Genomic DNA, 25,383 nt, shown 5'->3' on the forward strand with positions numbered 1-25,383 from the left:
GCCGGACGGAGGACAGCCCCATGCACCAAGCTCTGATCGTCGCCCGGATGGCCCCGGGATCGGCACCCGACATCGCCAAGGTCTTCGAGGAGTCCGACCGCGGGGAGCTGCCGCGGCTCGTCGGAGTCACCCGGCGCAGCCTTTTCCAGTTCGGCGATGTGTACATGCACCTGATCGAGTCCGAGCGTGAGCCCGGGCCCGCCATCGCCGAGGTCACCGGGCATCCCGAGTTCCAGGACGTCAGCAAGCGGCTGGCCGCCTACGTCAGCGCGTACGACCCCCAGACCTGGCGTTCCCCGAAGGACGCCATGGCGCAGCGCTTCTACCTCTGGGAGCGCGAGCCGGTCGGCTGACCGCCGTCGGCCGTCACCGGTCGCCGGGTCCGCGACGCCGCGGGCCGGGCGACCGGTGGTCCGCGGATCAGCCGGGGACGTGGCAGTCGAACGCGTGCAGATACGGGTTGACCGGGCTGATGTCGTCGATGACCAGGCCCGCCTCCGTCAGCCGGTCCACCATGCTCTGGGTGGTGTGCTTCGCCCCGCCGACGTTGAGGAGCAGCAGCAGGTCCATCGCGGTGCTGAACCGCATCGAGGGCGAGTCGTCGACGAGGTTCTCGATGACCACCACCCGCGTCCCGGGGCCGCCGGCCTCGCGGACGTTGCGCAGCGTGCGGGCAGTGCTCTCGTCGTCCCACTCCAGGATGTTCTTGATGACGTAGACGTCGGCCTTCACCGGGACGGCCGTCCGGACGTCGCCGGGCACCACCTGCGCGCGGTCCGCGAGGTCGCCGCCCGCCCGCAGCCTCGGCACGGCGTTCTCCACCACCCGGGGAAGGTCGAGCAGCGTCCCGTGCATCGCGGGGTACTTGTCCAGCAGGCTCGCCACCACGTGCCCTTGGCCGCCGCCGATGTCCGCGACCGAGGCGCTCCCCGTGAGGTCGAGGAATTCCGCGACGTCGCGCGCCGACTGCACGCTGGAGGTCGTCATGGCGCGGTTGAAGACGTCGGCCGACTCCGGGGCGTCCTCGTTGAGGTAGGGGAAGAACTCCTTGCCGTACAGGTCCTCCACCACGTTGCGGCCGGTGCGCACCGCCTCGTCCAGCATCGGCCAGACGTCCCAGGTCCACGGCTCGGTGCACCACAGCGTGATGGCGCGCAGGCTGTTGGGGTCGTCCTCGCGCAGCAGCCGGGAGACATCGGTGTGCGCGAACGTCCCGTCCGGGCGTTCGGCGAAGACGCCGTAGCAGGACAGGGCCCGCAGGAGCCGCCGCAACGGGCGGGGTTCGGTCTTCACCGCGGCCGCGATGTCCTCCACGGCCATGGGGTCGTCACCGAGGGCGTCGGCGACGCCCAGCCGGGCGGCCGCGCGAAGGGCGGCGGCACATGCCGCCCCGAAGGCGAGTTCCCGCAGCCGCATGGACGGCGGAGGGGCAGGCTGAGCGGTCGTCATGTGCCGCCTTTCTTCTAGTGTCGCGTGAAGCACGAGGGTCACCGGACCTTCGTGGGTTTCCTGTGTTCAGGCAGGGCAACGGCGGACGGTCAGCACAGGCCGGCGGGCTGGGACGACCGGCAGGAGTTGCCCTGGAACGTGTTGCCCTTACCGGGTTCCGTGTTGACCAGGTCTGCCGGCGAGTTGCCCTTCAGCAGGTTGTCGCTGATCCGGTTCCGCTCACTGGTCGTGCCCACGAGGCTCTTGAACACGACGATGCCGCCCGACAGCGGGGACTTGCCGACGTTGTCCCTGATCACGTTGTGGATGACCAGGTTGTCGTCGGCGCCCGTCAGGACGATGCCGGATCCCTGCAGGGCGTCCAGCCGCGCGGTCTTCGGGCAGAACTTGTTGTTGCGCTCGATGAGGTTCTCGCGCACGGTCACCAAGCCGGCCTTCGGCTTGTTCTCGTCGCCGACGACGAAAACCGCCGCGCAGTTGCCCGTGAGGCGGTTGCCCGCGACCGTCAGGTTGCGCAGGCGGCGGACGGTGACGCCGATCCGGTTGCCCTCCAGCCGGTTGTGCTCCACCACGGTTCCCTCGGTGTCCGTGGCACCCTGCTCCTCCTTCACCGTGTTGGCGAGGAACAGGCCCGCGTCACCGTTGTCCCGGGCGGTGTTGTAGCGGAACACACCGCGGACCGAGCGCTCCGTGGCGATGCCCCACACCCCGTTCCTGACCGCGGTGACGTTCCGCACGGTCAGCCTGTCGGCCTCATCGGCATAGACGCCGGTCTTGCCGAAACCGGCCACCGTCAGGGAAGCGATGGTGACACCGTCGACGTTCCGGTCCTTCGTGCCCACCACGCAGATGCCGTTACCGGCCGCGGCGCAGCTGTTGGCGGCCTTGACGGCGCCCGATCCGGCGCCCGGGGCGGTGGTTGCGGTGCCCGTGCCCGCCGCCGGCTCGAGCACCGTGCCGCGGCCCATGCCGAGCAGGGTGAGCCCGGGCGTGGTCACGTTGACGCTCTCGCGGTGGGTGCCGGACTCCAGCAAGACGGTGTCGCCCGGCCGGGCGCTGTCCACCGCCTTCTGGATCGATTCCCCGGGTTTCACCAGATGGACCCTGTGGGCGGCGGTCGGCGGAGCGGCGCCGAGGCCCGTGCCGAGCAGCGCCGCCATGCATGCCAGATGTGCGATATTGGCTTTCTTCATATTTGGCAGGTTATGGGCACAAAGGTCATGAACCAGTGGGATGGGCCATCCGGCGGCGTGGCTCCCACCCAGCCGCCGCGACTCACCACCGGGTGAGTCAGGCCGGGCCGGCCACGGTGAGCGCGGGCAGCGACGGCGTCCGTCATGGGCCGTCGGTGTGTGGAAGGGTGGACGTGAGGTGACGACTGACCCAGGGAGCTGGGCACGGTGTGGATCTTGTACTGGTCGCCCGGGCTGTCCGCTGAACGGGCTGCTGACCTGCAAGGGGACTGCCGTAGGGGCTGCCGAGGCAGGCGGGTGCGCCGGAGAGATCGACAGGCCTGAGGGGCGAATGTGATGAGCCGAGCCGATCAGCATGCGGAGCAGGCGGGTGATCTGGAGGAGGCGGAATCCGGTCCCAGCGGCTTGATGGAACTGCTGGGGGTCGCCGCGGTGCTGATGGAGGCCGACGGCCGGATCGACATGTGGAGTCCGCAGGCCGAGGAGCTCTTCGGCTACACCGGTGACGAAGCGGCCGGGCAGTACGCGGCCACCCTGCTTCTCCACCCGGAACACCGGGAGGCGGGGATCGCACTGTTCGCCGAGGTGATGGAGACCGGCCGGGGCTGGGCCGGATCGTTTCCCGTCCGGCACAAGGACGGCAGCACCCGGACGGTCGAGTTCCGCAACATGCGGCTGACGGACAACCTCGGAGACCACTACGCGCTGGGGCTGGCCACCGACAGGGCCACGGTGCGGCAGGTGGAGCGCAAGGTGGCCCTGTCCAGCCAGCTCGTCACCCAGGCGCCGATCGGGCTGTCCGTCATGGACACCGAGATGCGGTACGTGGCCGTCAACGGGGCCATGGCCTCGATGCACGGCGTTCCCGAGGCCGACCACGTGGGCCGCCCCTTCCGCGAGATCCTGCCCGGCGCGCCCTTCACGACCACGGAGAACCAGATGCGGGAGGTCCTGCGGACAGGTCGGCCCCTGGTGGACCAGCAGGTGGTGGGCCGTACCCGCGCCGACCCGGACAACGACCACGCCTGGGCCGTGTCGCTCTACCGACTGGAGGACCACAGCGGGCACGTGCTGGGGATCGCCAGCGTGGTGGTCGACGTCACCGACCGGTACCGGGCCGCCAAGGCAGCCGACCGGGCCCAGCAGCGCCTGCGCCTGATGGCCGACGGCTCAGCTCGCATCGGAACCACCCTGGAGGTGGAGCGGACCGCCGAGGAGCTGGCGGACGTCCTGGTGCCCGACCTGGCCGACATGGTCGCCGTGGACATCCTGGACTCCGTCCTGCAGAAGGGCCGCCCGGACGTCGGAGGGGGCCCGGCGCTGTTCCGCGCCCTGGCGGTGAAGACCGCCTACCCCACCGATGCCTCCCAGGCGATCATTGCGCCCGGCCATCTCACCACCTATCACGCCGACCATCCGGCAGCCCACTGCCTCCGCACCGGCAAGCCCCTGCTGATCACCCACTTGGACAGCGGCGAGCTCAGCCGTATCGCTGCCGACGACGCCGCCGCCGGTCTGCTCGCCCAGGCCGGCGTCCATACCGACATGGCCGTCCCTCTCATCGCCCGCGGACAGATCATCGGCGTGATGGGCCTGGCCCGCGCCCGCAACCCGCAGCCCTTCGACGAGGACGATCTCACCCTCGCCTGCGAGCTGGCCTCGTCCGCCGCGCTGAGCATCGACAACGCCGTCCTCCACCAGCACATTCGCAGCGCCGCCGAAACCCTGCAACGCAGCCTGCTGCCCCAGCCCTCGCCTCGCCGCCCCGGCCTGGAGATCGCTGCCCGGTACCGGCCCGCGCAGGCCTTCAGCGAGGTCGGCGGCGACTGGTACGACATCATCCCCCTCAACGGTGACCGAACCGCCCTGGCAGTGGGCGACGTCATGGGCAGCGGTATCCCCGCCGCCACCGCCATGGGCCGGCTGCGTACCGCCACCTCCACCCTCGCCGACCTCGACCTCGCCCCGAGCCGGATCCTCACTCACCTCGACAAGATCACACAGGGCCTGGACCCCTACCTCGCCACCTGCGTTTACGCGGTCTACGACCCACAGCACCGGCGCTTGCAAGTGGCCTGCGCCGGACATCTGCCCCCGGTTCTGGTGCGGGCCGGCAGACCACCGGAGCTGCTCGACCTGCCCACCGGCACCCCGCTGGGAGTGGGCGGTGGCTTCTTCGAGACCTCCGAGCTCGAGATGAACCCCGGCGATCAACTCGTCCTGTACACCGACGGACTGGTAGAGACCCGCGACGACCCCATCGACAAGCGTCTGGACGCCCTCCTGCGCCTGCTGTCACCGCCGTACCGCTCGGCGGAGGAGACTTGCGACCGGCTGCTCCAGCAGCTCCGGAGTCCCGCCGACCATGACGACGTCGCGCTGCTCATCGCCCGGGCGGAGCCCCTGACGACGCTCTGAGTGAGGGATGAGCCCCGGGCGCATTCGCGCAGGGGGCACAGCCGTGTCCCATCGAGCAGCGCGTCGTGTCCGTCACCGCTCGGCGGGATCCGGCCGGACCGGCAGCCGCCTGGGTGAGCTCGGCATCCGATCATGCGGCTGGGCCGGGCCCGGTGGTGGTGAGCAGGAAGACGACGAGGCGGCGAGGTCCGATGACCGGCAGCGAATGGCCCGGGAGCGTTTTCCTCACAAACCTTGCCGTGGCAGAACGCTTCAGTCACGCCCTCTCCGTCGCGCAACCGCGCTCCTGGAACGACTTGGTAGGGTGCGCAAGTTGCCCCGCTCGGAGAAGCATGGCGGCGCACACGGGGAGAGGGGCCGGGCGACCATGCAGGTGTCAGAGGTCCCGCGTGCGGTGGCCGCGGCCAAGTCGACCGCCTCAGCACTTGGCCTGACAGCCGACGACGCGATCGTTCTACATGACTCGAACAAGCTCACCCTGCGTCTGCTGCCTTGTGACGTCCTGGCCCGAGTGGCACCCGTGGCGCAACAGGTCGCACAGTTCGAAGTCGAGCTTGCTCAGCGGCTCGGCGAGGCCGGGTGCCCGGTGGCTGCTCTCGAGCCACGAGTGGAGCCACGTGTCTACGAGCGTGATGACTTCGTGGTCACGTTCTGGACCTACTACGACTCCGTGACCTCGCGAGGAGTCTCACCAGCCGACTATGCCGAGGCGCTGGAGCGCCTGCACTCGGGCATGCGCACGCTCGATGTCGCCACGCCGCGATTCACGGATCGGGTTGAGCAGGCTCAACGACTCGTGGCGAGCCGCGATGACACTCCGGCGCTTGCCGACGCGGACCGGGAGCTGCTCGGCGACACGTTACGAAGCCTGAAGCGAAGGATTGGTGAGCGCGGCGGCGCCGAGCAGCTGCTGCACGGCGAGCCGCACCCTGGCAACGTGCTCACCACGAAGGACGGGTTGTTGTTCGTAGATCTTGAGACGTGTTGCCGTGGCCCCGTCGAATTCGACCTCGCCCATGCGCCTGAAGAGGTCAGCGCCCACTATCCGGGTGTCGATCAAGACTTGCTGCGCGAGTGCCGCATGGTCGTGCTGGCGATCGTCACGACGTGGCGCTGGGATCGAGGCGACCAGTTCCCGAACGGCCGCCGGCTCGGCACGGAGTGGCTCAGCCAGATCCGGGCAGCACGCGATCGCAACGGCTGGACCACACATGGCTGATGGCGGACCTTCCAGGACGGAGCCCGCTGGCTGTTGATGTCGAGGACCGGGGCTCATCTTGCGCACCGCGACGGGTGCCCTGCGGTGCTCGAAATCGGATCGTCTGCGGCTCCTGGTCAGCCGTAGGGTGCGGCGATGGACCGGAGCGCCTGGCACGACAAGTACAACGGCACCCAGCTGTTCGAGTTCGTGGGCTCCGACGTGCTCCGTGAGCGCGAGACCGAACGATCGGACTGATCTCCTTCGGGCCGTGCGAGCGAGCCTCGGGCGCGGCGCATATCGCTTGACCTTGCTTTCTCTTTGCGATTGGCTGCGGACTCGACCTTTCATGATCCGGGGGGATCCATATGAGCCGCACGATCCGTGCCGCCGTCCACACCATCGCCGTCGCCGGTCTCGCGCTCGGCCTCAGCTCCTGTTCCGCAGCGGTCGACGAGGTCGACAAGGCGGTGGACACGACGTATGAGGTCACCTACGAGGTGACGGGGAAGAACATCGACTCGATCGAATTCCACGGCGGCGGTGGCAAGGCCATGAAGCCGAAAGTCGATTCGGTGTCGAAGCCCAAGCTGCCCTGGAAGAAGACGGTTACGCTGCGGGGCATCATGCCGGCGGCTGTCATGCCGGTCGCCGCGGACCCCGAAGGTTCCCAGGTCGCCTGCAAGATCACCCACGAGGGCAAAGTGCTCGACGAACAGAGCGCCAAGGGGCTGGTGACCGCCGGCGGGTGCACCGCAGCATCCCCGATCACGGAGTAGCCCTCGACGGCCCGTCCTGCGTAGCGAGTCCGAACGCGCTGCGATGTCGTCCTGAGGCCCGGACGCTCAGACCGAGAGCCGCAAGACGGTTGTCACAGCGCTCGTTTCCCAGTCGGAAGGTCAGCTGTCGGCCAGGGTGCGGTCGAGGAGGGGGAGCAGGCGGTCCCAGTGGCGCTGTAGTGCCGAGGGGTCGAAGGCGTCGGTGTCGGACATGGTGAAGCCGTGGACGGTGCCGGGGTAGATCTCGGAGGTGTAGTCGACACCTGCGGCATCCAGCGCGCGGTTGAGCTCACCGAGGGCCTCCGGCGTCATGTCGGTTTCGGCGTGGCCGAGGTGGACCCGGGCGGTGAGCTGAGAGAGAAGGCGGTGCAGACTGTCGGGCCCGTCGGCACCCACGGGGCCGTGGAATGAGGCCACGGCGGCCACTCGGCCGGGGTGAGCCGCGGCGGTGCGCATCGCCAGAAGGCCGCCTATGCAGTAGCCGGTCACCGCGACCGGTCCGGCGCCGACCTCAGGCTGGGCGGTGAGGAACCGGAGGTAGGCGTCGGCGTCGCTCAGGATGCGTTCGGTGGTGTGCGCCTCGATCAAGGGCATCAGCTGGGCCATGACCGCGGGCCGAGCCTCTTCCCCGATGTGCTCCGGAAGTTCTATCACCGGTGCCGGGCCGTGGCGGTAGAAGAGGTTGGGGACGAGCACGTAGTACCCGTGCCCGGCGAGTTCGCGGGCCATGTCCCGCAGCACGGGCCGGATGCCGAAGCCGTCCGCGTACATGAGCACCCCAGGGTGCCGCTCGCCGTGGTCGGGAAAGGCGGCGAGGGCGTCGGCCTGGCCGTCCTTGGTGGGGATCCGCAGTGTCCTGGTGGGCAAGATCTTCCTTCCTTGGAGTTCACCCGGCTACGTCAGTCGAACTGACCACGAGAAGGGGCGGCGGTGGCACCTACACATCTACCGGGCGGGTGAACCGGTAAGCGCGCTCGACCTTGGCCACGTGGAGCGAGAACGAGGCATACCAGTGCTCGCGTCCGTGCGCACGGGCCAGGGCGTGCTCCGCGTGATCCCGCCAAGCGGCGATCGAGGCCTCGTCCCTCCAGTACGACACCGTGATCCCCAGTCCATCCGCACCGCGAGCGGAATCGACACCGAGGAATCCTGGCTGGTCGGCAGCCAGTTTCATCAACCGCTCGTCTGTCTCCGCATAGCCGTTGTCGCCAGCGGTCCGCACGGCGGTGAACACCACGGCGTAGTAGGGCGGGGCGGGTAGCGACGCGGGCGCAGGATCGGTCACGGAGGTCCTCCAAGAGACGACACCGGCAGTATCGCCTCAAACGATCTCGCGCACGCAGTCGCACGCACAAGACTGCTCCGCTCCACGAGTCCTGCTCTTGCCATGAGCACACACCCGGGCTCGCGTGTATGACAACATCGCCTTTCCTGGCGGTTACCTGACTCTGGCCGCTGGGTCTCTCGTCCTTGCCGTCGCGCGACAGGTGGGCGGCGCCCTGACGCAGAGAGCCGCACGGAGCAGCGGAACGTCCGCTTGGTGCTCGCCGCCCACTGGTTCGCGTCGGACGGTGAAGCGGCGTTGTCAGGTGGCCGGGCGCGACACGCTTGCGCTGTCCGTACGGCGTCGTCCGGCAAGTCGTCTTCCTCCTGGCATGGCGGGCAGCCCCCATAGGCGGCCTCGGACTCACCGAGCACTGTGGTGAAGTCCGAGGCCGGCCTGGCCGCCCCGGTCGGGTCCAGGCCGGCGATAGTGAGGCATGGCTGCGGTGGAGGTGGTCCCAGCACTTCGCCGTGTTCGACCTCGAGGGTGAGTGATGATGAGATGGGCACGATCGTCGACTCGGACCACATGCCCGAACTGCTTCTGCTGGAAGAACGCGCTGCCTACGCCCCGTTGCGGCTCGCCACCGGACGTTGCCACCACGCGGCTGTCGCGTCGCGCAGGGTGTTGGTGCCGCAGTGCACTTCACCCATACCGAGGTGGTACGTGTACCAGTCGTCGATGTACGACACCTTCAGGCCGACCCGCTGGTAAGCGGCGGTGACGGCTTCCGTGAAGATGTCCTTGCCGCCGATGACGGGCCCCCACTGGCGCGGGGCGAGGTAGCGGTCGCGCCCCAGGAGTACGCCGTTCACCGCACCGGGGACGTATGCGCTGGTGGTCACCGTCGCGAGAGCCGCCTCACGCCGGGCGGCCGGGTTCTCGGCGAGCCACTTCTGCTGACCGTGCTTCCCGAGACTGTCCACGAGGTCGGAGCCGGCGCCCATGCGCGTCAGACGCGGCACGGGAATCTCCTGACCCTCGGCGGTCAAAGCCTCCGAGTCACGCGTGTACAGCGCGGGCACCCGCACGATCTCCGCGTCGGTGACGCCCGTCTCGCGCTTGAGGATCTCCAGGTTGGCCGCGATGCGACGCGCCGCCATCTCGTTGTCGGCCACCAGGTGACGGGAGGCGAGCGCCTGGTCGATGGTCTCCTTGGGCGCCGGAGTGTCACTGCGACCGGGGACGGAGAACATCTTGGTCCTGCCGTGGCCGTCGCGCTTGGCGTCGCGCAGGAGCCGCAGTCCTGCCTCCGGGTCGGCGACGCCGATGCGCCAGCCGCGCGGGGTGTCCGCGGGCAGGAACTGCACGAACTCGTCGACGTGCCCGACGCTCAGCCAGGACGTGTCCAGCAGCAGCGGGTCCTGCAACCCCTGCGACTCGAGCAGCGTCCGCATCACCTTCGACGGACGCGCCCCGCTGTCCTTGCGCTCGCCCATGATGATCCGCCCGGCGGGGAAGGAGCGCCCGCCGTGCGCGTGGGGCGGGATGGTCTCCAGGTTCCCCATGGAGTTGAGCGACCAGTCGTCGGGCTCCGCCCGGTCGGTCACCTGCACGACACCGACGTCCCGGCCGCGCACCCTCTCGAACAGCTCCCGACCCGCGTCCCGGTCCGGCTGAGCGGAACGCAGCATCACACGCATCACCTGCCGCTGACCATCCGGCCCGCTCATGCTGACGTAGGCCGGTTCGACGAAGTCCTGCGCCCAGCGGTCGGCGTACATCTCGAAGGTGACCAGCGGGGTAGTGATCCCGGCCTTCCTGACCTCCTTCTCGAGCGCGGCGACGAACTCCCGCTGAAGGCGGCTGTCCGGGCCCTCACCCTGGACCTCGGACACCATCACCTGCTCGGTGTTCTGCAGGTGATGCTGTGTCAGCAACGGTGCGACGCGCAGGGTCACGGCGTCGGACGTGGACTTCTGCCCGGACGTCACCGTCAGCCGCACCACCACACGGCCGTCCCACTTCGCATTGTCCCGGACGACGTCGGTGGCCTCGACACCGAACTCCACACCGGAGCGCAACTCGGCGGCCGTCAGTCGGGTCCCGGACGTCACGAGGATCCACTTCCCGTCACGCTTGAGGAAGAGGTGCGCGTGCGTGCCTCCCGTGGCGATCTTCAGACTGCCCTTGGCGTCCGCAGGGAGGCCGGGGAGGGGCACGGAACGGACACGGGCGAGGTCGGCGGCGTCCGCAGCGCCGTTGACCTTCGTGTCGGAACCGTCGTTGCACGCGGCCAACTTGGCGTCGGACAGTGGTGCGCCACCGGGCCCGGTCACCGGACACCGCTCGGCGTCGTCATCGATGTTGGGCAGATACACAGCTCCACGCTCGACCGACCAGCTGTCCTCACCGTTCCTGTCGCTGCCACCGGTGACATCGACGCGCCCGTCGCGGTTGACATCGGCCCGCAGATCGGCGCGCCCGACCGCCTCGGCGGCGAAGGCGGAGCCGCTCGGCCCTGCCAGCACGGATCCCGCGGCAGCGACGGCCAGGACCACCGACCCGGCCGGGTACAGGCGCGAACGTATACGTCTACGTGAACGCACAGCATGTTCCTCTCAGTTGGGGGGCTTCGCCCTGCAAGAGGAGGGACAGCGGCTGTGCGTTCACTGTGCGGCGGGAGTTACATCGTACGAAGCTGCTGACAGCTCCTGGGCTCCTTGTCGGCTCCGGCTGGTCGGACGTCTCGGTTACCGCCGGCGGAAGGGGCGAGGTCTCTCAAGATGCCTTGGTGGGTGATCCTCAGGAACAGCGGTTCAGGCGATGGACGCCGAAATGACGGCGGAGACCGCGAGGTTGCAGGAGGCCGTCACCCAGACCGCAGGATGAGGCTCTGCCTCGACCAGCGTCGCACCCAGGCGCCCCGGCGTGACCAGGTCCACCACCCAGAACGCCACCGCCATCATCACCAGCCCCAGCAGCCCGAACGCCGCGGTGGAGAGCAGTCCCTTGCCGAAGTCCTCGTACGTCGTCCAGATGGACGTGAACACGATGCCGCCGATACCGAGCAGTGCGGAGCTGAGGACTGTGGCGGCGTTGCGATTGCGCTGTTCCCAGATCTGCCGGCCGAGCTTTCCAGGCGTCAGCACGTCGACCAGGACGATGCCGAGGACCAACAGAACGAGTCCCAGGCCGCCGTAGGCAGTGGCCCGCCCGAGTCCGTTGACGATGTCGCTCATGGGGTTGGCAACTCCGAAGCGTAGAGATCATGACTGATCGCGGTCAAGGAGAGGCAAAATGTAGCGCACACGCGCTGCCCGCTGAACGGCGCCCGGCCCTCGGTCGAGCCCGTCGATGCGAGGCGCATCGCTGGCTGGGTGATTCGGGTCGCGGACATGCGCGATCATGACCGGATGGAGGCTCGTTTCCCCGGCATCGCTGAGCTGGTCGAAGCCTCGTCCGTGGCGGTCGTAGTCGAGTCATGCGTGCTTTCACGGTGGCTGCCTGGGCCTTTGCCGGAGGCGCGGAGAAGAATCGTCCTCGCCGAGTCGCTGGACGAGGCCCTGGCCCTCAAGGCTCGCCACCGGATTGGCTGGCGCTCAAAGACGGTCCGCCCGCGCCCGGGTTCGACACGGTCAACTCGCCGGGCTACTGCGGTCTCTTGACTTTGGCGGACGGACCGATGTGCAGAAAACCACGGCAGGGACCGTCGGTGCCCTCGCGGTCAAGGAGGCGTCGCTGGTGCTGTGCGCCGGCTTCGTGGTGGCGGAGGCAACGGCTCGGCTCTTGCGGACTCGCGGTGGTGACCGTGTCACGTTCGTGGTCACCGGCGAGGGTGAGCAGGCCGACGAAGATCTGGCGTGCGCTCAGTACATCGCCCGCGCTCGCCGAAGCGGCAGCGCAGGTGCCCGGAGAATTCCTCATGGACGGTGAGTCCGGCGTACCGTTCGAAGACCGGCTGGACATCGGCGAACTCCGGAGCGGGGGCCGCAGAGCCCTCAGTCCCGCCCGTCCTCCTTCGCCGGTGCCGACCGGGTGCCAGGCCGCCTCGCTCGGTCCGAGTCCGGAATCCGGGCAGCACCCACTCCGCCCCCCCACCGGGTCGTTCGGGTAGGTCATCAGGCACCGTAGGGTCCGCGGTGGCGAGGTGGTTCGTCGCCGGCAGTGGCGGACGACGGGTCCTCCACCCGGATGGGAAGGAATCGACGAGACATGCGCGTCATGGTGGCCCACGGCCTGGGGGAGGCGTTCCGATGAGCGGAGCCGAGGAATCGGAACCCGTCCTCTTCCATACCCGCGGGCGCGCCGCCCGCATCACGCTCAACCGGCCTCGTGCCCTCAACGCTCTCACGCACACCATGGTCCGCCGCATCGACGAGGCGCTCCTCCAGTGGGAGCGGGACCCCGCCGTGGAGACTGTCGTCCTCACCGGCGCGGGGGAGCGCGGCTTGTGTGCCGGTGGTGACATCCGCGCCATCCACGACGACGCCCGCGACGGCGACGGCACTGCCTCCGCCGGGTTCTGGCGGGACGAATACCGCCTCAACGCCCGCATCGCCCGCTACTCCAAGCCGTATGTCGCCGTGATGGACGGCATCGTGATGGGCGGCGGTGTCGGTGTCTCGGCGCACGGCAGCGTCCGTGTCGTCACCGAGCGGTCGCGGGTCGCCATGCCGGAGACCGGCATCGGTTTCGTGCCGGATGTGGGTGGTACCTACCTGCTCGCCCTGGCCCCCGGAGAGTTGGGCACCCACCTCGCACTGACCGGTGCTCAGACCGGCGCCGCTGACGCGCTGCTGTGCGGGCTCGCCGACCACTATGTGCCGGTGGCCTCGATGCCGGACCTCCTCGACGCCCTGGCCGAGCAGCCCGCGGAGGACGCCTTGGCCGGTCATGTGCGGACACCCCCGAAGGGGGTCTTGGCCGCCCAGCGCGACTGGATCGACGTCTGCTACGCCGCCGACACCGTCGAGGAGATCGTGCGCCGGCTGCTCGCGCACGGTGACCCAGTCGCCGAAGAGGCCGCGGAGACGCTGCTCGCCAAGTCGCCGACCGCCCTCAAGGTCACCCTCGCCTCCCTGCGCCGCGCCCGGGAGCTCGGCTCGCTGGAGCCAGTCCTCAACCAGGAGTACCGCGTCTCCTGCGCCGCACTGGGCACACGCGATCTGGTGGAGGGAATCCGCGCCCAGGTCGTCGACAAGGACCGCCGGCCACGCTGGTCGCCGAAGACCCTGGCCGACGTCACCGACGCCGATGTCGAGCGCTTCTTCACCCCGCTCGGCGAGCGCGAACTCGGTCTGTCGCCGCTCATGTGCTGAAGGAATGTGGACGTGGGGCTTCGGGCGTGACGGGCATCAGACGGCCCTTCCGGGAGGCAGGCGCCGGCCAGGCCTCCCGACGGTGGCCCGTTTCGGCGCCGGAGCGAAGCCGGGGTGGGGACAGAAGGCGGCCGCATTCCGCGGCGCGTTCTCTTGGCCCTCGCCCGTGGTCGACGAATGTGTCGCCGGGGTGGGGCGCAAGGGGCGGCGAAGCCCCCGGCACCCCATCGGTTTACGGCACGTCAGAACATGAGCAGCAGCCGCGTGTTGGGCACGAGCTTCCGGTTCACACTGGTGCTCTGCACGAATATGGTGAAGTGGTCGTTGTGGTCGGGCTTGACGCGGACTTCCGTATGGGGCAGCCCGAGCAGGGCTCGGGCTTCGGGTCCCGTGAATACACGGTCCGTCTTCTTTTCCAACACCGCGATCTGCTTTTGCGCCTGGATCTTCTCCGACTTGCTCAGCTGGTAGAACGCCCCACCGGTCCGGTAGGTGTGCCCGCATTCGGTGACCCACTCCCTGATCGCCGCATCGCGAGCCACCGGGATCAGCTGGTACTTCGATGGATCGACCGGGGTGAGGCCGGCTGCCTTGATGGTGTCTTCGTTGACCGCTTCCGCGCCGGTGGAGAACACCGCGCGCGATCCCCGGATGCCCTGGGTGCGGCCCATCATGAAGTTCTCGGTGGCCTGCCGGATGACCTGCCCGGCCTCCTCCAGGCCCTGCGTGCTGGTGGCGTCCCATATGGCGATGTTGTCTTTGGGGAAACCGCACTGCATGGCCTCGCGCTTGCCCATCTGGTCGGGCACCAGGACAGCCAGCGTCCAGTTGTCCTGCTGTGTCTCGATCATCTGGGCCACGGCCCGGACCAGTTGACGTGGGTCCCTGGCAGGGGAGTCCTCGCAGCGGTGGCTCGCGTTCTCCTGCCCGTCGGTCAGCACGAACGTCAAGAAGCTGTGGTCACCGTACAGTTGCGCCGTCTGAGCCAGCTCGCGCTGTGACTTCAGTGCGGCTGCCAGGAGGGCCGTCATTCCACCGGTCCGGTACAGCTGCTTCAGCGAGGGCATGCGCAGCACATCCTTGTCGTAGATGACGCACTCCACCTTGTCGGCGAAGACGTACACCGTGACGCGGGTTTCCTGGTCCAGTTCCCTCGACCGGCGGGCCAGATAGGCGATCTGCTGGTCGGCGACTTCGACGACCTTGCGGCTCAGGTGCGACATGGACGAGCTTGCATCCAGCACTAGAGCGACGTGATTGATGTAATTCTGGCTTTCGGACATCACAGCTCCCCCTTGTTCCGGCTTGATGTTCCTACCTTCTCACCCACCACTGACAATCGATCTTGGCTCCTGGCGCCGACGAGGCTCGGTACGTTCCGCGTTGCCGGTCCGCGAGGTTCGCCGCCGCTCTCGATGGGCGGCTGAACCGCACACCATTCTCGATGGGCGGCTGAACCGCACACCATGAGGTGCATCGGTGACACAGGAGGGTGTGTCGAGTCAGGAAGGCCGGGCGTCCACCCGGAGCGCCGGACGAGGGGAAGACGAGCCGAGCCGTTGCGGATGGGTGGCCGGGACGTCAGTTGGTGCGATCGGACCAGCCCGGCGGGAGGTCGCCCGGGGCCGTGGAGATGATGGTGTCGTCGTCGGGACCGACGAACTCGTAAAGGGTGATCTCGGCGAATTCCGGAACCACGTAGATCGGGTACGTAGGGCCCTCGTCGCGGTACCTGCGCATCTCGTCGAGGTGGTCGTTCTGGTAGAGCACAGTGCGCTCGCCGTGCTCCTCGACCCAGTGCGGGAAGAAGACGGGCATCACGTTCACGCAGACCGATGTACCGGTGGGCTCGTTCCAGGAGACCTTGTAGTGGTCGTCGTCCAGTTGGACCAGGTCGACCTCCTGGCCCTTGACCCAGCGGCCGCCCACCATGCCGGAGTGGATCCGGTAGTCGATGGTGGTCGGGTTCTTCACGTACATCTCGTACTGCCAGCCGTTGGCGTAGGTGTAGATGAACCGGTGGCCGACGATCCCGGAGAGCCGCTGCGGTGGTACGGGGTTCTGGACGGTGGTTTCGTGCGCTCCGTGGCTGACCATGCGGGGTACCTCCTCGTCGCTCACTGCGATGGCGTCACTGCGATGAAGATCTATTTTGTCACAAAACTATTTTGCAGCAAAATGACATCGAGGGCATCATGAACGCATGGACACCGCGACTGATCTCGGCCGCCTCATCGGGCCCCTCCGGCGAGCCGTGCTGCTTCGCACCCGCCGCGCGGCGGACTTGCCGGATCTTCCCGAGGCGCAGATCGAGCTTCTGAGAGTCCTGTCCGACGCCGGGGCCCTCGCCCCCCGCGAGGTTGCGACCCGCCTACGAGTTGCTCCCTCGACGGTCAGCAACCTGGTCCGCGCCATGACCGCATCCGGCCTCGTCGAGCGCAAGCCGTCATCGACCGACCTGCGCACGGTGACCCTCGTGGCCTCTCCTCATGCTCTCGATCTGCTCAGCCGGTACGACCGCGTGAGCACGGAGACACTGCGGCACGCCTTGACTGCCCTCACGCCGGACAGTCGCCGGGCCATCGAGGAGGCGCTGCCGGCGCTCACCGAGTTGATCGGTGCGCTGGAGGTTCAGCAGGACTGACGCAAGGGTTCTGTATGCGGGAAACGAGGGGGACGCACGGGTGGCGGGGCGGGGGACTCCCTGCCGGTCCACCCCTCGGCGGGGGAGGCGTGGGATCCGCATGTCGGGGTAATCGCTTGCTGCTGGACGGGAAGGGCTGCGACACCTGGGGAGGTCGAAGCGGCCCTTCCCCATGCCTCGTCCACCGTCAAGGTCTGCCCGCCTTCGTCCCGGCACCGTCCCCACTGCCGCACTCGACGTCCGGCCCCGATCCTGATCGAGAAGACAAGGCGCTATGCGTCCCGGTATCGATCCCGTACCTCGGGGCGTTGCTGGAAGCCGGACGATGTGTAGGCGGCGACTGCGCCGACATTGGAGCTCGGGGTGCAGACGATCGCGCTCGACGAGCCCAGCTCCCTCAGCGCCGCCGCCGCGGCGACGCTGATCGCCTCGCCGTAGCCGCGACGGCGGTGTTCCCGGTGCACACCCATCGGCTCGAGCAGCCCGGGCTTCCCCGGACCGGCCGACCACACCGTCACCGCCGCCACCGCGTTGCCATGGTCGTCGTACGCGAGCAGAGACCGGGCGTCGGCGAACGGCAAACCGGCCGCCATCGCCTGCCAGCGCTCACCCGTGAACCTCGACCCGGTGAACGCGGCCCGGTGCACGGCGGCAAACACATGCGCCTGCCCCGGGCCGACCACCTCGATCCGCACGCCCGGGTCCTTCACCGGCTTCGCGAGGTCGCGTCGCAGCGGCGTCCACGGCTCGTCGGCGTTCCAGCCGTCCTCGGACAGCAGCTCCTGGACCAATGCACCCATCGGCGCCTCGACGTTCGCCTTCCCTTCGGGCAGCACGCCGCGCTCCGGCTCGGTCACGTCCTCGACCAACTGCTGAGCCAGGCCCTCGTCCCGGTGAGCGTCCGGCGCGATCGTCAGCCGCAACAGCCCGGGACCGTCCAGCAGGCCGACGGCGAGGATCTGTCCGTCCCGGCTCCATGTCCTGACCGCCGCTGCCGTCGCTTCCGCACCTGAGCGCCAGAACCAGCCCAGGTCCCCCGGGTGCAGTTGCATCGGCGCCTCGTCGTACTGCCACTCCCGCAGCACGCCCACAACCTCGCTCAGCCCGTCAACTCCCGGTCTGCTCAACGCGATTCCCATACTCCGATCACACACCCCGGCAACGTCGGCCCGCACCCACTTTCCGACCGGCCGGCTCGGGTGAGCTGCTCCGGCAGGCCGGAGTCGCGCCCTACATGGGCACCTCGGCCATCCTGCCGGGGCCGGGCGAGCCGTGGCCACGACCGAGCGTCGCGGCCGGGACGACCGTGCCGTCCGCGATCCACGACCGGTGGGCGGCATCGACGCGAGGCGTCACGACAGCAGCATGCGCGTCCACATCACGGCCATAAGCGCGCAGGTGAGCGTGAACAGGCTCTGCACAACGGCGGTGACCGGCATCCGCAGACGGGCATGCACGACGGCGCCGGTCGCCGCCACGGCCGGAATGCCCCAGATGACGAGCCACGTCAGAACGGGGACGTCGCGGGTGTGCATGGTGGCGGGGGAGTGCGCCGACTCTGCGCTGCCCATACCGACCACGACGAACAGTATCGCGGCGGTGACGATGATGACCGCGTCCGCGACCAGGAGCAACAGGGCGACCACGACGTCGATCAGCCGCGAAGGGCGCTCGCGGGTGTGGGGCGGGGCCGGGGTGCCCTGGTCGTCTGGAGGCGGTGAGACCATGTCCCGACTGCACCACGGAACGGCAAGTTCAGCACCGTGCGGGGCCGGAAAGGCGCCCGACTGTGACCATTCGGCTGGCACGATCAACCGGATTGCCGTGCCCAGATGGTGCTCGCCTTGGCCGCTGCCGCTGCCGCTGCCGCTGCCGCTGCCGCTGCCGTCGCCAAGGCGCGGCGCGCTGGACCTGAACAACCGCTCAGCAGCGTCAGGCGGGCGAGCCGTCCTCTTCCGCACCACCGGCGCGGACGTCGTCCGGCAACGCGGTCGGCAGCATCTCCGGCGGCTGTGTGGAAAGTGCCGTGTACGAGCTGTGCCGGCAGGTGCTCCACGACAGGGGCGCCCCCCAGCGGGCATGGTTCGGGTACTCCGACGACGACGCCTTCGCTGTCGGGCTGACCTGCGGCGGCGAGCTCGGCGTATGCGTGCAGCGCGTCGACCGGTCCGACGGGCCCCACCTCGCGGCGGCCCTGAGCGAGGTCGTGGAAGGCCGGCCCGCGGCCGTGGCACAGGTCGTCGACGGCCCCGACCACCTCCTCGGCGCCACCTTGAGCGTCCTCTCCGACGGCAGCATGACCTACGGCACTTCGGGTGACGGGACGTTGGACCGGCTCATGGCGGACGAAGCCCGGGCCTTGCTGCGGACAGGCCGCACTGCCCGCGTCACGGTCGGCGGCAACGGGGACGGCTGCCCCGAGCCGCTGACCGTCCTCGTCCATGTCCATGCAGCCCGCCCGCGCATGCTGATCTTCGGTGCGGTCGACTTCGCCGCCGCGCTCAGCCGGGCCGGCGCCTTTCTCGGTTCCCGGGTCACTGTCTGCGACGCGCGACCGGTCTTCGCCACCGAGGCCCGAATTCCACTCGCGGACGAGGTCGTCGTGGACTGGCCCCACCGCTATCTGGAACGCACCGAAGTGGACACCCGTACCGCCGTCTGCGTCCTCACCCACGACGCCAAGTTCGACATCCCGCTGCTGCGCCTGGCCCTCGACCTCCCGGTCACCGCGGAGATCATCTCCTGCGCCAACCATGCCACTGGTCTTCCCCTGTCCCAGGGCACGGGGCCGGTTCATCGACCACTGCCCCGAAGCCGGGCTGACGCTCGGAGCACCCCCGACGAGGTGACGGCACGCGCCGGCGTGGGTGACTGAGGCCGGCCGGTCGATCTGCGAACAGCAGGGGCCGCATCCCGTCTTGAGGAGCCCTGCTTCAAGGCAGGTGTGACAGCAGCAGCTTGGTGAGTCGGTCGGGTGTGCGGAGTGGCAGGGGTCGGCGCGGTCGAGCCAGTGGACCGGCTGTGCGGAACGACGCTCGACGTCAGCTACCGGGCCGGGGCCGGTCCCGGCTTCACACGCCAATCGCTCCGTCGATGCGCTCCCGGAGCAGGTCGGCGTGGCCGTTGTGACGGGCGTACTCCTCGATCATGTGGATGAGGACCCATCGCAGCGACACCGTTCCGCGCCAGGAGTCCTCTCCCTCAACGTCCAGGTCGGGGGCCTTGTCTACGAACTGCTCGGCGAAGGCCACCTCGGTCCGCCACGCCTCTCACGCCGCCGCGGCCACCCCGTGGTCGTCCGTGGCGCCGTCGAAGTCCCCGTCGGGGTCCGCCGTCGAGGAGAAGAGGGCCGGCGCGTCCTGCGCGGCCAGGACCCGCCGGAACCAACGGCGTTCCACATCGGCGAGGTGCCGGACCAGGCCGAGGAGTGAGAGCGTGGATGGTTCCACGGACCGCAGCGACAACTCCGATCCCAGGCCCGCGCACTTCAATCGCAGCGTGGCGCGCTGGGCGCTCAGGACATCGATGAGTATCCGCCGTTCGTCGCCGGTCGTCGGCCCGGTGAACCGGCGATCATTGTCGGTGCCGCCGGTACAGTTCGGCTCTTCTGGTGGGGTCGCTCATGTCCGCCCTTCCGTTCGCGTTGTGCGCGCTGTTACGCGCGGCCGTGACCGCCACGGTCGCGTATCGCATGCTGACGCCGCCACTCCGTTCATCTCGCCGTCCCTGGGGGCTGCGTCAGCAGCGAGGTGTGTCTTCGTGCTCGCCGGAGGGGATGACTTCCTCCTTCACGTCGCCGTTCAGGATCTGGACCGCCTGCACGCCTTCCTCACCGACCGGCTCAGCAAGCGCGGCGAGATCACCGGCTTCCGCACCTCGGTCATCTTCCAGCAGGTGAGCAACACGGCCCCGGCACGCCTTCCCATGCCCGATTGATGCTCTGAGTGCCTCGGTCAAGCGGAAAGCAGACGCCCGCCGCCGTGCTGTCCGCTTGATCGATCGAATCCTAAGTTTGACAAAGTCTAATCTTGGCTCTAATTTACAAGCCCCTTGAGCAGGTGTGCGGCCCGGGTGGGTTTGTTCATGCTGGTCGGCCGCCACGCCTGGCCCCTACTGAAATCGGAGTTGGACATGAGGTGCTACGACTGCCTCCAGGAGGCGCGCAGCGACACCGCCGGTATCGGCGTGTGCTCGCGCTGCGGCTTGGCTACCTGCGAGAATCACGCCCGCGTACGTCAGGTGCAGGTCACCCGCCAGATCGGCATGGGCGCTTCGTACGGCCGTGTCCCGGCGCGCAGGGTGCTGTGCCACACCTGCGACGTGGCCGAGACGGCGCACTGACCCGCACGGTGCGGTTATCACGTCGCGTGCCCGGGTTCCCGAATGCGCGCTGTCCGTCTGAGCGCGCGCTCTTGACCTGCTCGGACGCCGTCCCGGATCAGCGGCGCGGCGTCCGGGCCTCAGTCGTTGTCACGGCTCGGGACGATCCCAACGGCCGTCACCGGCACGGACCGGGGAGTGCCTCCTGCCGAGCGCGTCCAGTCTCGTCGTCACTTGGAGTCCCCGACGGCGGCGTCGGTCCGACTCGTCGCCGAGAACTCGGTGCCTCCGGCCGCGTTCTGGGCAGCTCGCCGCTCCCGCCGATATCCGGTCCGATTCCCCTTGCGGACCGTGTGCGACAGGGATGCTCGGGCTGTGCTCGTCCGAGCGGGCTCCGTCGGCCGGTGCCGGACGGGCCCGCTCGGTCGTGCTGACGGGGGGTCAGGCCGTGTGCAGTGTCAGGCCGTACCGGTTGAGGATCTCGTTGACGGGCTGGTGCCAGGTCTGGCCGCCGCTGCCGCAGTTGCCCCAGCCGCCGGAGGTGACGCCCTGGGCCTGGTCGCCGCTGATGAAGGAGCCGCCGGAGTCACCGGGCTCGGCGCAGACGCTCGTCTTCGTCATCTGGTGGACGGCGCCCTGGCTGTAGTTCACCGTCTCGTTCTTCGCCAGCACGGTGCCGCAGTGCCAGTGTGTGGTGGAGCCGGACCGGCAGACGGAGGCTCCCACCGGGGCCTCGGCGGAGCCGCGGACGAGCTGGTCGGGGACCGTGCCCCAGCCGAGCACCACCGGTACGGTCCACCAGCCGCTGCCCACGTTCACCCAGGCGTAGTCATTGCCCGGGAACGACGACCCCTGGAAGTTGCCGATGTAGGAACGGTCCCAGCCGTACACGGCCGCGCTCGGCGAGCCGCAGTGCCCGGCGGTGACGAAGCCGCCGCGCACGGAGAAGCCTATGGAGCAGCGGACGTTGCCGGTGTAGTAGGGGTCACCGCCCACGGTTCCGGCGGCGAAAGTACGCGGTGCGGCGGGGGTCTGCCGCACCGTTACGGGCCCGGCCCTGCGGGCTCGTTCGAGGAAGACCCGGACATCGTTGTCGTCCCGGTGCGCGGCGACGACCTTCACGACGACCTTGTTGGCCTTCGGATCCACGTGCCAACTGGCGACTCCGGCAGGCGCGGACAGCGCGTCGATGCTCTTCTTCGCCGCGTCGAGTTGCCGCGCGTCGTACCGCGCGAGGTGTACGACCGCTCCGGTCGCCCGTACGGCGTCGGCCTGCGAGGCCCGGGTGACGGCGACGGTGAGCTTGCCACTGTCGGCGTCGAACCAGGAGCCGCCGAAGGCCGAACCGGCGGCGCGGCGCGCCTTGCGTTCGGTGGCTGTCGCGCTCTTCTCCGAGGCCAGGCGTTCTTCGGCCTCGTCCCGGGTCAGCCCCAGGTCACGCTGCATCGCGGAGAGGAGTTCGGGGGAGGCCGGTGCTTCGGTGGAGCGCGCGGGAGCGTCCGCGGCGGAGGCGGGAAGGGCGCTCGCGGTCGCCCAGGCGCCGAGCAGGAGAACTACGGACAGTCCGGTGCGCAGGGGTGTGGTGCGTCTCAAGGGATGCCCCTTCGTTGTTCCATCAGGGTGGGGGTGGAACGGCAGTGCTTGAGAGCGCTCTCGGGATACGCGCGGCAGAGCCTAGCCCGTGATCAAGGAAAGGTCTACACCTATCCCCGGCGTATGGGGCGGCGGGGAACGAGATCCTCCCGCTGCGGTGGATCGGGTGACGACTTCCGGACGATGCCCGGGAACCGGGCGGAACTACTCACCTCGCACGGCAGGTTGTGCGTACTCACGGCATGATGCCTCGGATGGACCCCGTGAATGACACGCCTGACCGGCCGCGAACGCGCTGGGGAGTACTGGGCCGACCGGATTTTCGCCTGCTCTGGACAGGTGAGACCGTGAGCGGGCTCGGCAACAGCGTCACCGTGGTGGCCTTGCCGCTGATCGCGGTCGTGACGCTGGACGCCGGTTCCACCGCCGTCGGCCTGCTCGCCGCGGCGCTGTGGCTGCCCTGGCTGCTGATGGGTCTGCCGGTAGGCGCATGGGTGGACCGGAGGCGCAAGCGGCCACTGATGGTCGCGTGCGATCTGGTGGCGGCCGCGGCGCTGGTGAGCGTCCCACTGGCGGCCTGGCTCGACGCTCTCACCTTTCAGCACCTGGTCGTCGTCGCGTTGACCTGCGGCATCGCGACGGTGTGCTTCAACACCGCCTACCACTCGTACATCCGTATCGTGCTCGACGGCCGCGACCTTCTGGAAGGCAACGCCAAGCTGCAGGGCAGTGAGGCCGCCACCCAGGTCGCCGGGCCGGGGGTGGCGGGGTTTCTCGCCCAGGTGTTCGGCGCGGTCACCGCGCTCGTGGCCGACGCGGTGACGTTCCTGATCTCCGCGGTCTGCCTGAAGCGGATCAGCGTGGTCGAGCCGGACAGCGCTCCCGACGCCGAACGCGCCCGTCTCCGACGGCAGATCATGGAAGGCCTCCGCTTCGTGGCCCGGGACCAGTACCTGCGGCCGATGGTCACGTGGGGCGCCGTGATCAACATGGCGCTGATGGGCTACCAGTCGGTCCAGGTCGTATTCCTGGTCCGTACGGTCGGGCTGCACCCGGGCACGGTCGGGCTGCTGCTGGCCACCGGCAGCACCGGCGGCATCGTGGGTGCGCTGGTGGCCTCCAGAGTCAGCCGGCGGTTCGGCACGGCGCGGGGGCTGCTTCTCCTGCAAGCCGTCACCTCGCCGTTCGCGCTGCTGTTGCCGATGACCACGGCGGGGCCGGGGCTGCTGCTGTTCGCTACGGGAGCCTTCCTCGTCGGGATCGGCATCTGCGTGGCCAACATCGTGGTCGGCAGCTTCCGGCAGGCCTACTGCCCGTCCCACATGCTCGGCCGGGTCGTGGCGACGACCATGATGATCAACCACAGCACCATCCCGCTCGGATCCCTGCTCGGCGGCGTGCTCGGCGACGCCGTCGGGTACCGGCCCGCCATGTGGATCACGACGGCTGTCGTCGCGCCCTCGTGGCTCATCCTCGCCATGAGCCCGATCCGCCGGGAGCGCGACCTTCCGCGGGCCCAGGAGCCAGAACAGGCGTTTGCCAAGGGGTGACAGCAGGAGGGCGGAGCACCCGTGACGTGGTCCCGGACGGGCACGCGTGGGCTACATCTCGGTGCTGTGCAGACCGATTCGGGCCAGGTAACGGCTGAGGTGCTCAGGGCTGTCAGCGGCCAGACCGATGTGGTTGTCCGGGCGGATGAGGAACAGCCCGGTGCCCAGTTCCTGTGCGAGCGGCCCGCCGGTCACCCGGTGGGTGCGGACACCCGGTGTCGCCGGAGGTGGTGCGCAGTTGACCGCGAGCAGTGTGAAGTCGGGACCCCGCAACAGGTCGAAGAGATTCCGGCAGGGTCCGTCGGTGGTGACGCACGGGAGGTCGGGCGCGCGGTCGCCGGCTCGAGAACCGGTCGCGGAACGGCGTTCGCGCACGTCGATCGAGAGCTCACTGTCGCGGTAGTGCGCCGACAGCAGGTGGCAGACCCGCCCCCGGTAGCGTGCCTGCTCGCCGGCGTCCTGAGGTCTGCGGCCGGTTCGGTACAAGCGGGTGCTGAGGTCCAGGATGTCCGCTGCTGCGGCCCGGCGCTCGGCGTCGTAGCTGTCCAGCAGCGTGTCCGGGGCATGGCAGCCGACGACTTGGCCGAGCTTCCAGCCGAGGTTGTAGGCATCCTGCACGCCGATGTTCAGCCCCTGGCCGCCGCCGGGCGGGTGCACGTGCGCGGCGTCCCCGGCGAGCAGGACGCGCCCTTGGCGGAAGCGCTCGGCCATCGCGGTGCGAGGCCGGTAGAACGAGAACCACCGCACGTCCGTGACGGCGTCCGAGGGCAGGTGGGTACGGGCGGCGACCAGACTGCGCACGGTGTCGGGCGTCGCGGTGAACTCCTCGCCGGTGATCTTGGCGTTCAACTGGAAGTCGGCTGTTCCGGGCAGCGGGCACAGCAGCAGCTCACCCGCCGGGTCGGGCCAGATGTGCCAGTGATCGCGATCCAGTCCCTTGACGCGTACGTCCGCCACCACTGCCGAGCGCAGCCCGCTCTCCTCACCCTTCATGGCGACGCCCAAGGACTCACGCACCGTGCTGTGGCTGCCGTCGGCGCCCACCAGGTACGCCACCGACATCAGACGACGGCCACCGTCGGAGTGCTCCACCTCGGCCGTCACGTGCGTGTCCGTCTGCGCAAGGGAGATGAGCCGGGCACCGCACTCCAGCGTTCCGCCCAGCTCGAGCAGCCGATCGCGCAGGATGTCCTGCGTGCGCCACTGAGGGACCAACAACGGGTGCGGGTGACGCGATACCGGGGCCTCGGGGTCCGGCTCGATCAGCCGCCACTCGCCTTGGCGCTCGCCGTTGCGCCAGGTCTGCATGGGCGGGAAGGGGGCGCCGGCGGCCTGCAGCGCGTCGGCGACGCCGAGGTCGTCGAACGTCTCCAGCGTGCGTGACTGCAGGCTCTTACCGCGGGAACCGGTAAGCAGCTGGTCGGCCGCCTCGATGACATGGGTACGCACCCCGCGCCTGGCCAGGTCGCAGGCGAGAGTGAGACCGGTCGGTCCGCCGCCGACGACCAGCACGTCCACGGCAGGTGGCGGTGTCTGAGAAGTGGGTTCGGACACGTCTCCCTGCTTTCTGCCGTTTGACCCGGCACTGGGTGCATGGAGCGGCGCTCTGCCGCACTATGCGAAATGTCCCCCGTGGGCCGGGCGGCCCTGTCCC

22 protein-coding genes and 3 pseudogenes are annotated in these 25,383 nt (G+C 69.1%); 11 read left to right on the plus strand and 14 right to left on the minus strand.

Annotated elements, in window-relative coordinates; translation table 11 throughout:
• The first annotated feature begins 20 nt into the window (after window positions 1-20).
• Window positions 21-353 carry a TcmI family type II polyketide cyclase gene (locus tag ACIRDU_RS19105; RefSeq protein WP_403580892.1) on the plus strand — a complete coding sequence of 111 codons (333 nt, stop codon included), beginning with the start codon at window positions 21-23 and terminating at the stop codon, window positions 351-353.
• Window positions 354-420: 67 nt separating this feature from the next.
• Here the strand turns inward: ACIRDU_RS19105 and ACIRDU_RS19110 are convergent, their stop codons facing one another.
• Entirely contained in the window at window positions 421-1,449 is a 1,029-nt protein-coding gene (locus tag ACIRDU_RS19110) for a methyltransferase (RefSeq protein ID WP_403580895.1), read from the minus strand.
• Window positions 1,450-1,538: 89 nt separating this feature from the next.
• The gene (locus ACIRDU_RS19115; RefSeq protein WP_403580899.1) at window positions 1,539-2,642 is read right to left on the minus strand and encodes a nitrous oxide reductase family maturation protein NosD; all 1,104 of its coding nucleotides are present in this window, start codon (window positions 2,640-2,642) and stop codon (window positions 1,539-1,541) included.
• A 336-nt stretch (window positions 2,643-2,978) separates the two neighbouring features.
• On the opposite strand from ACIRDU_RS19115, the gene ACIRDU_RS19120 reads away from it, so the two are divergent.
• From ACIRDU_RS19120 to ACIRDU_RS19130, 3 genes are all read left to right on the plus strand, one after another.
• On the plus strand, window positions 2,979-5,060 hold the full coding sequence (locus tag ACIRDU_RS19120) for a SpoIIE family protein phosphatase (protein ID WP_403580902.1): 2,082 nt from the start codon (window positions 2,979-2,981) through the stop codon (window positions 5,058-5,060).
• A 367-nt stretch (window positions 5,061-5,427) separates the two neighbouring features.
• Window positions 5,428-6,279 (plus strand): phosphotransferase, encoded by an 852-nt coding sequence (locus ACIRDU_RS19125; protein ID WP_403580904.1) that lies wholly within the window; start codon window positions 5,428-5,430, stop codon window positions 6,277-6,279.
• 347 nt (window positions 6,280-6,626) lie between these two features.
• On the plus strand, window positions 6,627-7,037 hold the full coding sequence (locus tag ACIRDU_RS19130) for an MmpS family transport accessory protein (RefSeq protein WP_403580906.1): 411 nt from the start codon (window positions 6,627-6,629) through the stop codon (window positions 7,035-7,037).
• A gap of 120 nt (window positions 7,038-7,157) precedes the next feature.
• Here the strand turns inward: ACIRDU_RS19130 and ACIRDU_RS19135 are convergent, their stop codons facing one another.
• From ACIRDU_RS19135 to ACIRDU_RS19150, 4 genes are all read right to left on the minus strand, one after another.
• Window positions 7,158-7,904 (minus strand): dienelactone hydrolase family protein, encoded by a 747-nt coding sequence (locus tag ACIRDU_RS19135; RefSeq protein WP_403580909.1) that lies wholly within the window; start codon window positions 7,902-7,904, stop codon window positions 7,158-7,160.
• 70 nt (window positions 7,905-7,974) lie between these two features.
• On the minus strand, window positions 7,975-8,322 hold the full coding sequence (locus ACIRDU_RS19140) for an antibiotic biosynthesis monooxygenase family protein (RefSeq protein WP_403580911.1): 348 nt from the start codon (window positions 8,320-8,322) through the stop codon (window positions 7,975-7,977).
• A 602-nt stretch (window positions 8,323-8,924) separates the two neighbouring features.
• On the minus strand, window positions 8,925-10,910 hold the full coding sequence (locus tag ACIRDU_RS19145) for a protein-arginine deiminase domain-containing protein (protein WP_403580914.1): 1,986 nt from the start codon (window positions 10,908-10,910) through the stop codon (window positions 8,925-8,927).
• A gap of 210 nt (window positions 10,911-11,120) precedes the next feature.
• Complete coding sequence (locus tag ACIRDU_RS19150; protein WP_403580917.1) at window positions 11,121-11,543, minus strand: DUF350 domain-containing protein; 423 nt, start codon at window positions 11,541-11,543, stop codon at window positions 11,121-11,123.
• 174 nt (window positions 11,544-11,717) lie between these two features.
• Between ACIRDU_RS19150 and ACIRDU_RS19155 the strand changes: the two are divergent.
• Together ACIRDU_RS19155 and ACIRDU_RS19160 are read left to right on the plus strand one after the other, a co-directional pair.
• Window positions 11,718-12,210, plus strand: a pseudogene (locus ACIRDU_RS19155) (2-phosphosulfolactate phosphatase); the annotation flags it as partial.
• A 347-nt stretch (window positions 12,211-12,557) separates the two neighbouring features.
• A complete protein-coding gene (locus ACIRDU_RS19160; protein WP_403580920.1) occupies window positions 12,558-13,622 on the plus strand; it encodes an enoyl-CoA hydratase/isomerase family protein in 1,065 nt (354 codons plus the stop codon).
• 242 nt (window positions 13,623-13,864) lie between these two features.
• Here the strand turns inward: ACIRDU_RS19160 and ACIRDU_RS19165 are convergent, their stop codons facing one another.
• Both ACIRDU_RS19165 and ACIRDU_RS19170 read right to left on the minus strand, forming a co-directional pair.
• The gene (locus ACIRDU_RS19165) at window positions 13,865-14,905 is read right to left on the minus strand and encodes a vWA domain-containing protein (protein ID WP_403580922.1); all 1,041 of its coding nucleotides are present in this window, start codon (window positions 14,903-14,905) and stop codon (window positions 13,865-13,867) included.
• A gap of 298 nt (window positions 14,906-15,203) precedes the next feature.
• Window positions 15,204-15,719: a phenolic acid decarboxylase gene (locus ACIRDU_RS19170; RefSeq protein ID WP_403580924.1), complete on the minus strand. Its 516-nt coding sequence runs from the start codon at window positions 15,717-15,719 to the stop codon at window positions 15,204-15,206.
• Window positions 15,720-15,825: 106 nt separating this feature from the next.
• On the opposite strand from ACIRDU_RS19170, the gene ACIRDU_RS19175 reads away from it, so the two are divergent.
• Window positions 15,826-16,266, plus strand: coding sequence for a MarR family winged helix-turn-helix transcriptional regulator (locus ACIRDU_RS19175; RefSeq protein ID WP_403580926.1), 441 nt, complete (start codon window positions 15,826-15,828; stop codon window positions 16,264-16,266).
• Window positions 16,267-16,538: 272 nt separating this feature from the next.
• On the opposite strand, the gene ACIRDU_RS19180 is transcribed toward ACIRDU_RS19175, so the two are convergent.
• The 3 genes from ACIRDU_RS19180 to ACIRDU_RS19190 form a co-directional block, all read right to left on the minus strand.
• Window positions 16,539-17,405 (minus strand): GNAT family N-acetyltransferase, encoded by an 867-nt coding sequence (locus tag ACIRDU_RS19180; RefSeq protein ID WP_403580929.1) that lies wholly within the window; start codon window positions 17,403-17,405, stop codon window positions 16,539-16,541.
• Between the two features lie 91 nt (window positions 17,406-17,496).
• Window positions 17,497-17,622 (minus strand): hypothetical protein, encoded by a 126-nt coding sequence (locus ACIRDU_RS19185; RefSeq protein WP_403580931.1) that lies wholly within the window; start codon window positions 17,620-17,622, stop codon window positions 17,497-17,499.
• Window positions 17,619-17,993, minus strand: coding sequence for a hypothetical protein (locus ACIRDU_RS19190; protein WP_403580934.1), 375 nt, complete (start codon window positions 17,991-17,993; stop codon window positions 17,619-17,621). Before ACIRDU_RS19190 ends, ACIRDU_RS19185 begins: the two co-directional genes overlap by 4 nt.
• Before the next feature lie 221 nt (window positions 17,994-18,214).
• On the opposite strand from ACIRDU_RS19190, the pseudogene ACIRDU_RS19195 reads away from it, so the two are divergent.
• Window positions 18,215-19,141, plus strand: a pseudogene (locus tag ACIRDU_RS19195) (XdhC family protein); the annotation flags it as partial.
• Window positions 19,142-19,337: 196 nt separating this feature from the next.
• On the opposite strand, the pseudogene ACIRDU_RS19200 reads toward ACIRDU_RS19195, so the two are convergent.
• A pseudogene (locus ACIRDU_RS19200) lies at window positions 19,338-19,847 on the minus strand (DinB family protein); the annotation flags it as partial.
• Here ACIRDU_RS19200 and ACIRDU_RS19205 point away from each other — a divergent pair.
• Together ACIRDU_RS19205 and ACIRDU_RS19210 are read left to right on the plus strand one after the other, a co-directional pair.
• On the plus strand, window positions 19,765-20,202 hold the full coding sequence (locus ACIRDU_RS19205; RefSeq protein ID WP_403581249.1) for an Lrp/AsnC ligand binding domain-containing protein: 438 nt from the start codon (window positions 19,765-19,767) through the stop codon (window positions 20,200-20,202). The pseudogene ACIRDU_RS19200 and the gene ACIRDU_RS19205 sit on opposite strands and share 83 nt — an antisense overlap.
• A gap of 195 nt (window positions 20,203-20,397) precedes the next feature.
• Window positions 20,398-20,607 (plus strand): DUF2180 family protein, encoded by a 210-nt coding sequence (locus ACIRDU_RS19210; RefSeq protein ID WP_403580937.1) that lies wholly within the window; start codon window positions 20,398-20,400, stop codon window positions 20,605-20,607.
• Window positions 20,608-21,027: 420 nt separating this feature from the next.
• Here ACIRDU_RS19210 and ACIRDU_RS19215 read toward each other — a convergent pair whose 3' ends face one another.
• Entirely contained in the window at window positions 21,028-22,179 is a 1,152-nt protein-coding gene (locus ACIRDU_RS19215; protein ID WP_403580940.1) for a S1 family peptidase, read from the minus strand.
• A gap of 254 nt (window positions 22,180-22,433) precedes the next feature.
• On the opposite strand from ACIRDU_RS19215, the gene ACIRDU_RS19220 reads away from it, so the two are divergent.
• Window positions 22,434-23,729 carry an MFS transporter gene (locus ACIRDU_RS19220; protein WP_403580942.1) on the plus strand — a complete coding sequence of 432 codons (1,296 nt, stop codon included), beginning with the start codon at window positions 22,434-22,436 and terminating at the stop codon, window positions 23,727-23,729.
• Window positions 23,730-23,780: 51 nt separating this feature from the next.
• Here ACIRDU_RS19220 and ACIRDU_RS19225 read toward each other — a convergent pair whose 3' ends face one another.
• Window positions 23,781-25,283: an FAD-dependent oxidoreductase gene (locus ACIRDU_RS19225; RefSeq protein WP_403580944.1), complete on the minus strand. Its 1,503-nt coding sequence runs from the start codon at window positions 25,281-25,283 to the stop codon at window positions 23,781-23,783.
• Window positions 25,284-25,383 lie beyond the last annotated feature (100 nt).

Origin of the sequence: Streptomyces sp. NPDC093598 (assembly GCF_044764825.1) — a bacterium.
Taxonomy (GTDB): Bacteria; Actinomycetota; Actinomycetes; order Streptomycetales; family Streptomycetaceae; genus Streptomyces.